At 57.8% G+C, this 9,281-nt stretch carries 7 protein-coding genes; 4 read left to right on the top strand and 3 right to left on the bottom strand.

Going from position 1 to position 9,281, the window contains the following annotated elements; genetic code table 11:
* From FPZ61_RS13735 to FPZ61_RS13745, 3 genes are all read left to right on the top strand, one after another.
* Complete coding sequence (locus FPZ61_RS13735) at nucleotides 1-1,401, top strand: DUF1214 domain-containing protein (RefSeq protein ID WP_221630179.1); 1,401 nt, start codon at nucleotides 1-3, stop codon at nucleotides 1,399-1,401.
* 264 nt (nucleotides 1,402-1,665) lie between these two features.
* A complete protein-coding gene (locus FPZ61_RS15955) occupies nucleotides 1,666-3,489 on the top strand; it encodes an alkyl sulfatase dimerization domain-containing protein (RefSeq protein ID WP_221630180.1) in 1,824 nt (607 codons plus the stop codon).
* Between the two features lie 415 nt (nucleotides 3,490-3,904).
* Nucleotides 3,905-4,756, top strand: a complete 852-nt coding sequence (locus tag FPZ61_RS13745) for a transporter (RefSeq protein WP_185467150.1) — start codon at nucleotides 3,905-3,907, stop codon at nucleotides 4,754-4,756.
* A gap of 602 nt (nucleotides 4,757-5,358) precedes the next feature.
* Here the strand turns inward: FPZ61_RS13745 and grrM are convergent.
* The 3 genes from grrM to grrP are packed head-to-tail and all read right to left on the bottom strand — an operon-like array spanning nucleotide 5,359 to nucleotide 7,951.
* Nucleotides 5,359-6,546, bottom strand: a complete 1,188-nt coding sequence (grrM, locus tag FPZ61_RS13750) for a cyclophane-forming radical SAM/SPASM peptide maturase GrrM/OscB (protein ID WP_370594292.1) — start codon at nucleotides 6,544-6,546, stop codon at nucleotides 5,359-5,361.
* Between the two features lie 57 nt (nucleotides 6,547-6,603).
* Nucleotides 6,604-7,005 carry a GrrA/OscA1 family cyclophane-containing rSAM-modified RiPP gene (gene grrA / locus FPZ61_RS15960; RefSeq protein ID WP_185467152.1) on the bottom strand — a complete coding sequence of 134 codons (402 nt, stop codon included), beginning with the start codon at nucleotides 7,003-7,005 and terminating at the stop codon, nucleotides 6,604-6,606.
* Nucleotides 7,006-7,018: 13 nt separating this feature from the next.
* The gene (grrP, locus tag FPZ61_RS13760; RefSeq protein WP_185474869.1) at nucleotides 7,019-7,951 is read right to left on the bottom strand and encodes an extracellular substrate binding-like orphan protein GrrP; all 933 of its coding nucleotides are present in this window, start codon (nucleotides 7,949-7,951) and stop codon (nucleotides 7,019-7,021) included.
* A gap of 877 nt (nucleotides 7,952-8,828) precedes the next feature.
* Here grrP and FPZ61_RS13765 point away from each other — a divergent pair.
* Nucleotides 8,829-9,116, top strand: coding sequence for a transposase (locus FPZ61_RS13765; protein ID WP_185467154.1), 288 nt, complete (start codon nucleotides 8,829-8,831; stop codon nucleotides 9,114-9,116).
* Nucleotides 9,117-9,281: the final 165 nt, after the last annotated feature.

The raw sequence follows: 9,281 nt of genomic DNA on the forward strand, positions 1-9,281 counted from the left end.
GTGCTGCTTGCCGCCGGCATGGTCCTTGCCAGCCTGCCCACCATGGTTTCAGCCGTGCCGGCAAAGCTGTCAGAGGCCGAGAGGCAAGAGCTCGTTCTGCGCAGCTACCCCTATGTTGCCATGTTCAATGTGAACAACAAGTTCGCGCTTGATCCAGAGAATCCATTGAGCTCGGGTGGCTACAACCACGTCAAGGCCAACACCGATCTGGCAGATCACACCGTGCAGGCCATCGCACGGCCCAACAACGACACTCTCTACACCATCGCTATGATCGATGTCACAGAAGAGCCGGTCGTGCTGAAGATGCCTGCCTTCGACTCAACCTATGTCTCACTGATGGTCACTGCCTACGACCACTATGTGAACATCCCGCTGTCAACAGCACGCGGCGACTTTCAGAAGCCATCAACCATCCTGTTTTACAGCCAACGGACACCTGGCTACGCGGGCACACCGGTACAGGGGGTGGACAAGGTGCTTGAGGTGAGTGGAGATTTCGTCAGCGCGGTTCTCCGCGTGATGCCGCACGCGGCCGAACCCGACCGGCTCGAGGGGAACCGCGCTGCGATGCGCAGCGTTGATCTGGTTCGCCTGTCAACATTCCTCGGCAAGGAAACAGAACGTGGGAAACGCCTCAGCCTGAGAGAAGACGCTGCCCGATTTCCCAACTTCGGCAACGACTTCGAGATCTTCGAAGATCGGTTTCTCGAAGTCATGCAGTTTGTGGTGAATCACACAACCTTCAACCCCAAGAACGATCTCGACACCGCTCTACTGACGATTCTCAAGCCACTTGGTGTGGAGCCGGGTAAGGCCTACGACCCGGACACCGTGGCGGAGATCGACGGCGCGGCCTTGCGCCGGACTGCCGAGCGCTTTGCCGCCGAGAGCCTGGCCAGGATGAACGATGAGGAGTTCCTCTTCGCCAACCTGACCAAAACCTTCCAGCCCAAGGGCCAGATGAGCGCCGAACTCCTGGCGATTCAGTCGGTGATCGGGCCGATCGGCCAGCCCGCCCAGGAGGCCCTCTATCCACCGGTGAACACCACCGACGGCAAAGGCATGAACGCCCTGAACGACTACGAGATCGTGATGGCACCGCAAGAGATGCCTCCAGCGGAAGCCTTCTGGTCGGTGACGCTGTATGACACTGACAACGGTTTCTTCATCCCCAATGACCGTATGAAGTACAGCGTTGGCGAGAATGCTGGCTACCGGCTGGACGAGGACGGCGGCATCCGCATCGTCATTGCCGCCGAACAACCCGATGGGTTGCCCGAGGAAAACTGGCTACCGATCGAGCGCGCTGACGTTGGCCTCAATGTGATCATGCGGCTGTACAACCCAGACCTACAGCGATACAAGTCATGGTCCCCACCGAAGGCACGCAGATTATGAGTGCAGTGGGCATCTCTGCTGGAGAATCCTACTGAGGATAGCAACACAACAGCACGACACCATTGGCAGGGGGAACCAACTCGGCTGCCACGGCAGCTACCACAAACCGTGGATAACGAACAGAAGGCGTGAACATTGATGAATCCCCCCCCCGTATGGGTTCTGCATATGGATCATGAGAGTACGAATACTGAATCAATTGGAGGCCTAGACATGGGAAGACGAATGACAAGGCTCATGCTGCCGAGGAGAACACCCTTCGCCGTGGCGTTCGCGCTCACCATCTGCACGGCGCATCCTCCGGCCCCCGCTTCTCCCCTGCCTCCAACGCCCTACATGGGCGGCCCGGTGGAGCTCGTGGAGGCCCCCAACGGCGCGATTGCCAACAAGCGCATCCTCGACGGCATCGAGGAGGTGGGTTGGCTGAAGCCCACCATCGAGGAACCGGTCGAGGGCGTCTGGGTGTTTGGAGGCTATGGCCTGGCCCCGATTGCCGTGATCGACACCGACGAGGGACTGATCGCCTTCGACACCGGCGACACCAAGCACGACGGCGAACTGTTGCTGAAAGCGATCCGCACGGTGAGCGACAAGCCGATCAAGGCCATCATTTACGGCCACTCCCACACCGTGTTCGGCGCTGGGGTCCTAGCCGAGGGGAACAGGACCATCCAGGTGATCGGTCACCCGAAGCTCAATGCCGTGGTGGAAGCCAATACGAAGGCGGCAGGTTTTCCCGCCTATTTCCCGGAGATCGGCCCCTATCTCACCGCGCGCGGACTGATTCAGTTCAATGCCTTCATGCCCAGCGAAGGACCGGATGCCTGGGTCCTGAACACGACGTTTCCCAAGGACGCTGAGTTCGCGTTTCTGCCGGTGAACACTCCGGTGCAGGACGGGGAGGTGAGAACCGTGCTGGGGCAGAAGATGCAGTTTTTCACCAAGTATGGCTCCGACGACAAGGTGCACACCACCGTGTGGCTGCCGGACCGCAAGATCCTCCTCACCACCCTGCTGTGGAGCAGCCCCCCGCAGCTCTACTCGGTGCGGGGCGATGTGTTCCGCGACCCACGCGAATGGATCGAGGGCCTGAAGTTCAACCGCAACCTCGAGCCCGAGGTACTGATCTCCGCGGCCGCCCGCCCGGTGGTCGGCAAGGAAGAGGTGCGCAAACGCCTTCAGGGCTACCTGGATGGCGCCAGCTTCGTTCTCGACCAGAGCCTTCGCGGCATCCTCGCCGGCAAAGGGCCCGACGATCTGCGTCGTCTGGTGCGCCTGCCCGCGTACCTGCAGGAGGTGCCCAACAACCTGGAGAACTACGGTGAGGTGTCCTCCTATCCGCCGGCCATCCATTACCAGGCCGTGGGCTGGTACGACAACGACGCCGCGAACCTGTCGCCGGTGGCGCCACTGGACGAGGCCAGGCGCATGGTGCCGCTGATGGGGGGCCGAAGCGCGGTGCTCGCCGCCGCAGACGACGCCATGGAGAAGAAGGAATACAGCTGGGCTGCGCAGCTGGTGAATTACCTCTACCGTCTGGATCCCACCGATGAAGCGGTGCGGACGCGCAAGGCCGAAGCGCTGCGCCAGATGGCCTATGTGTCGACCGGTGCCAACAACCGGGCCCACCTGCTCTCCCAGGCCCTGGCCCTGGAAGGCAAGGTCACCCTGCCTCGGGTGGTGCCGCCGGCAGCAGAGACGATCACCGCCTTCCCGGAAAACTATGTGGACTACTTCCGGGTGCGCATCGATCCCGCCAAGAGCGGCGAGACCGATCAGGTCCTGCGTTTCGAGTTCACCAACGGTACCAGTGCCGGGCTGCATGTGCGCCGGGCGGTTGCCGAGTTCATCGACGACCCCGATGCCTACCCGCGGGACGCGGACATCGTGCTCAGGTTGTCGCCCAAGGCCTGGGCCCAGGTGTACATGAGCTCGGAGCCCGTTGCCGCGCTGATCGACGGCGGGTCCATCACCGTGACCCAGGGCAACGGAGCCGAGGCAGCCCGGGTGCTGAACCTGTTTGATCGCTACGACCCGGCCAAGGCGGTGGTGATACCACCATCATCACTGGTTCAGGATCACATGTAGGACAATCGAAGGGCACCACAATGATCAATCCACGAGGAGACGATGAGGTCAATGGCAAAGCCTCTCGAAGGGGTGGATCCCAGCGGCATCAGTCGCCCCGCAGATTGGTAAGCCTCTATCAGGCGCCGCTGGCCATCGCCCTGATGGTGGCGGCAGTGGCCTCGGGGACCCCCGGGTTCAGCCTCTTAATGCTTCGTCGCTCTATCTAACAATGAAAAAGATTCTTGGATTTCTGCATCGAGGCCAGTCATGGAGAGCCAGGGCACAGCAGTTGGCTATCACTTTGCTGGGTTCCTGCCTTGCACTGGGTTCGAGCCTTAGCGCCGAAGCTCAACAGTACGGCCCTAGGCAATGGTGGCTTGCCCCTCGGGGAACAAGCATATTTGTAATGACTGGATTTTACACAGAAGGGAACATGACTATTGACGATGGAATCGTCTATCCAGAATTTAATATTGATACCACAGTATTAACTCCTACTTTTGTTCATTTCACGGACCTGGCTGGGCAGTCAGCTCAGGTGTCCATCGGCGTGCCGTTCGTCTGGGCGAATGCCGAGCTCGACACCGGGTCACAAAAGTTTCGCCAGGATGCCTCCGGCCCTGGTGACTTGTACATGCATCTGACGGTAGGCCTTGTGAATGCTCCGAGCCTGGAGCTCCCAGACTATGCCAAGTTCATGGTTGAATCCAATCCTCCGGTGGTGATGTATGGGCTGGCAGCGATGATGCCGCCCACGGGCAAGTACGACGGTGACAAAGTGATCAATATTGGAACCAACCGCTGGACTTTCCGCGCTGGTCTGCCGACCACGATTCGGCTAAGTCGCGATTGGACGCCTGGGAAGACCACCACCCTAGAGATACTGCCCAGCGTCGACATCTACACCCCCAATAACAGTCCCCCCCTGTCCAGCATTCTCATTCCGACTGATCTTGAAGGAGGGACAATCCGTCTCGGAGATACAGAACTGGTACCGAATCAAACCACCCAGGCTCCGATGTTCACCCTTGAAGCACATCTAACGCACGACATCACCGACAAAGTCTGGGTTTCTTTAGACTCACTCTCCAGAATTGGTGGAGAGACCAGTAATGATGGCGAGTCTCAGGGAAATCAGCAGGCCTCGACATCTCTGGGCGGAACCCTTGGTGTTACGCCCTGGGATGGGGGCCGCCTTACGGTAAGCGGAGGCACGGTGATCGGCAGAAACGACTTTGGTGCTGATGGCTGGCAGGTGATGGTTCAGATGCAGCACGTCTTCTGACCATGCAAAATATTGACAATCCCACTGACATTCAGTGGTGAAGGACAGACGCTTGACTTTGGTTGCTGATCTCGATGAGGTGAGTCGAGGCAGACTTGGCTCCTAGTCTGACGAGACACTTCGATTACATCTGTTGATAATCTGATCAGGAGTTCGTAAATCGAATAGACGATGATGATTCGCTAAGTTCATGTGCACTGAATTGCTGCATAGCTGGGCTGACACGGTTCATAGTGGACGTTTGACTGGTAATCAGTTTGCCAGTCTCTACTCTCTTTTCGGTCCTGAAGGGAATAGGCTTGGAAACAACGATGGAGATCGGCGAGGTGACCGTTCCTGCCTTCAGATCCAGCAAGCAGATGATCGAGAAGCTGTGACTGTCGGATTGAGCACTATCCTGTCACCCATCTTTTGGTATTGTTGTTAAATGAGATGATTCCCTGCCTGGGCTGATCAGTCTTTTCTGATGCGTTGGTGATTCTCCAGCCCCTGCCTCACTCCACGGCTGCCAAGTATCAAGCCATCCACCAGGCCTGCTGCGTTGAGCGAAACCAGACATCACATGAAAACTAGTCTCATAATGGATGATCTGAGGCCCTAATCTATAGGGTGTTGCTCAGCCCAAGAGTTTTTTCCAGACCTGAGAGGGCTACATCAGCCACCATCTTTATGCGATAACGACAAGCCTGGGTTTCAGTACATGCGAAGGTGCCACGTTCCCAGTATTTATTGCTGCCGGCCCCGCCCCCGCAGACTCCGAAATAGGAGCATTCCTGCCTGCAGGCCAGCACGCCAGCTCTCATGTCCCGTTCAATCTGCTGGAACTTATCGGTGTGCGTGACAGATTCAAGGGTATCATTGAAGACATTCCCCAGGCTGAAGTCTCCGTAAGCCTCTGTACGCACTGAGAGAAGCTCAGGGTCGAAAGTCGAGAAGTTGCCACGATGGTCGAAACTCACGATCACGAAGGGCTGGTTCATGTCCGTCTGCAGCAGACGGCTATCCGTATAGGCCAGTGAGAAAATGGCGTCGAATTCACGCAAGCGAAATTCCTGAGAACCTTCCTGGGTAAGTTCCCAGATTCGTTCGAGGAACTGTCGATAACGTTCTTCACATCCGCCATGATCCAGGCTGGAGCGCCGATTCATGCCCTCTGTTTCCTCCATGTTGAACCCAACGTCGTTGATGCCGTTGTCGATGAAGAACTGGAAGAGCTCGTCGGGGTGGTCAAGGGAAGTTTCAGTGAGTACGGATATCACGCTGAAGGGAATGTCATTCTTCTGGAGGTTCTCGATACCACGCATGGTCGCAGCATGGCTCCCCAGTCCCTTACGTGTGCGTCGATGGGCGTCATGCAGGAAGGCTGGTCCGTCAAGACTGACCCCAACGTTGATAGCATTGCGCCGGAGACAATCACACCATCGCTGATCAATCAGAGTGGCATTTGTCTGAATGCTTTGGGCGATCTGTAGGGGGTAATCTGAATATCTCCGGCCAGCTCGGGCGATCGCGGAGCTGGCATTGTCGTAAAAGTCTCTCGGCATGGTCAGAGGCTCACCTGCATGCCAGAGAAGGGTGAAGTCGTTGCGGGCGTATGGGCTGCTGAGCACAGCGTCGAGAATCGGATCTAAGAGTTCAGGATCCATCTGGTTGCGATTGCCCCGATCGGGGAGATAGCAGTAATCGCAATCAAGATTGCAGAATGGTGTCGCCTGGATCACGACCAGTGAGACAGGCCCATAGCTCAGTCGCTTTATTTGATCCTCGCCGGAATCCACAGAGCTCGGCACGTATGTGAACTGCTGGCTTGAGGTTGTAGTCATCGAAGCGCCAAAGTGAGAAGTGGGCTACCAGTTCACAAACGTGCGGCCACGAGAGCCCCCGTTATAAAAGCCGCCACCGCCATTAGCGAAGGCACGACGAGGACCACCGTAATACCTTCTTGCGTTGCCCCAGCTCCCCCTGGATCCACGGGCAGCACCGCCATACCGGGTGTTCACCCAGCCACGATTCCCCTTGCCATCAGCCCAACCGAAGGCAAGCCTTTCGTCGATGACTGGCATAACGTCATCTCGCAACGATGCTTGTTGAGCACGCAATGCCTCACTGATGCGACTAAGGCGACGGTCGACTCGATCTGATTCGCTCAGTCCAGAGTCTGCTAGAACAGCGCCAATGGCAGGGACTGGACAGAGTGCAGCCAAGGCCAGGATCCAGGCCAGCATGGCGGAGCGGGTGTTGATCTCCATGTGATTCCTTTCGTCAGTTGGATGTCGTCGAAGCTGAGGGGGTCTGGATCTGTTCGTGGGTGATCAGAACCATCTCGTAGTAGGCACGGATCATGTCGATCGGAACCTTCACGATGCCATTGGGTCCTACCCATTTCCCGACCAGCTCGGTGGAGGCTGGTTCGTTGTTCAGGTATCCCTGCAGCAGGGAGCCAATGGCCAGATTGGCGAGATTGCGTGCTGTTGGATTGTTCTCGGGCATCATGCAGCCCACCGCGTAACGGGTGAAAGCCTTTCCCGGTACAAGCCGGTAGCCGCTGCGGGCGTGGCGCTGGATCGTTCCGCCCAGCACAAGGGAATCTCCAGCGAGCGCGTCAACACGGCCAGCGAGCAGAGCCTGGATCCCGTCGTCCACCGCGTTAAACGGGACACGATTGGCCTGGGGCTGGAGCTGTTGGACGGTTCGATCGCCAAGTGAGTCTGGCATCACCCCGATGCGACGCCCCCGAAGAGATTCGGCGCTTCCATCAATGCCACCTTCGCGGGTCAGCAGTCGGATCCCTGAGAGAGAGTAGGGAATCGTGAAGTCACTGAACATTTCGCGCTCCCAGGTGAATTGCATGCCGCAGGCCATGTCCACCTCTCCCCGCTGCACCCGTTCAATCAACCTGCTGATATCTTGCTCAGGTTCATAGAGAACTTTGACCGGTTTGCCGATTATGCGGGATATCTCGGCAGTGATCCGATCGGCCACATCGATGGAAAAGCCCACCAGTTGCTGTTGATCGTCCACGTAGGAAGAGGGGATTAAGTCCGTGGGACCACCAAACTTGATCACACCGGTACGCGCAGCGCGCTCCACCACAGTTTCTGCCTGTCCAGCGGGAGTCAGAAAGGTGGCTGCGGCAGCGCACAGGCCAAGGAGGCAACCCAGGAGAGAGTTGGAACGAGGTTGAAAAGTTACCATCGGCTCAGCTGTGACGGAAAGGGAAGGGACACTCGGCAATCATTGAATAAAGACTTGCGTAAACGTATTTGCCACTAACCCTTCTGCTTCGGTGGCGTAGATGCTGGTGGATTAGCCTTTGATAGGATAGTTCATGATCCGGATCGGCCATAGGCTCCATAATGCGGAACTGTTTGTTCGTCCCTGGCTTCTTGTTCGGCAGGTCCTCCTCCGGGTATCTGAACCCAGCGGTGACCTTCGGCAAAAGATGTTCGATTTGAACGCCTTCACCAGCGGCCAGTGCGTGGGGCGCGATCCACGTGGTTCCAAGTAGCATCAGGAACGAACAAGCCACAGAGGAGGCTTCGTGGCGTTGGCTTGCTTTCCTAAGCTTAGAGGTGACCACGTTTATCAACGGTGACTATCGATATCAGCATATTCATGCTATCTGTTGATGTCATCGGACAACCCTCCTGAACCCCGAAATCCATTGCCTCGCAGGGGCTCTCCGGTTATTTCAAGATGTAAGCACCCGTAACCGCTGATGTTTTCTTTGCGTAGTCATTCTAGCCAGTGAATGCAACAGAATGTGACTGAATGCAACGCGGCCAGCGGGTCGTCTGTGCCGGTGACCTTCTGATCAACACGCGCCTGTGTCCCAGGGATCAGGTGCGGCCGGCATGACCCTGAAGGGTGTGGCGCGCCAGGTGTGGACGATCCTGCGAGATGGTGGGGCTGATGCATCCAATACTTGAATGAAGATCCAGCACCACCCCCTTGAACGACGATCAACTTGCTCTGGTGCAGTGGATCGCCGCTGGCCTTGCTCTGCCCCCCCTGCGTCAGGAAAGAAGTCCGCTCGGTCTGACCCATCCACCAGGGGGCCAAACCGAGGACCATGAAACCGATCTATGACCAGGCCATGCGGGCCGAGATCCGCGATCGCATGAGCCCGCCCAACCGGGAGAGCGTGGCCGAGATTGCTCGCTCCACCGGCATCACCGCCCAGACCCTCTACAACTGGCGCAGTCAGTGGCAGAAAGAGGGCCAGCTGGTGCCGGCCACCAGCAAGCCGCCGGAGCAGTGGGGCGCATCCGACAAGCTGGCCGCTGTGATCCAGGCCGCAGGCCTCAATGGCCCAGATCTCGGCGCCTACTTGTGTAATCCCACCACGTTGTTCAGCTGACGATTGGATGCTCCTATAGACCGTCAAGCCCCTCCAGAGGCTTGTTGCTGCGTTGGTGAGGTCACGCTGCCGGCTCTCATCCACCCAAGTGCCCGTCCGCCGCTCTGAGAGGACAGGCACCTGAGCGGGAGCCTGGGCTTTCCTTGGATTTCAGTTCAGGTGGCG

Origin of the sequence: Synechococcus sp. BSA11S (assembly GCF_014224355.1) — a bacterium.
GTDB lineage: Bacteria > Cyanobacteriota > Cyanobacteriia > PCC-6307 > Cyanobiaceae > Regnicoccus_A.

Coding starts and splice junctions, on each gene's coding strand:
- FPZ61_RS13745 (WP_185467150.1), top strand. CDS start 3,905: ATGACTATTGACGATGGAATCGTCTATCCAGAATTTAATATTGATACC.
- grrA (WP_185467152.1), bottom strand. CDS start 7,005: ATGGAGATCAACACCCGCTCCGCCATGCTGGCCTGGATCCTGGCCTTG.
- grrP (WP_185474869.1), bottom strand. CDS start 7,951: ATGGTAACTTTTCAACCTCGTTCCAACTCTCTCCTGGGTTGCCTCCTT.
- FPZ61_RS13765 (WP_185467154.1), top strand. CDS start 8,829: ATGAAACCGATCTATGACCAGGCCATGCGGGCCGAGATCCGCGATCGC.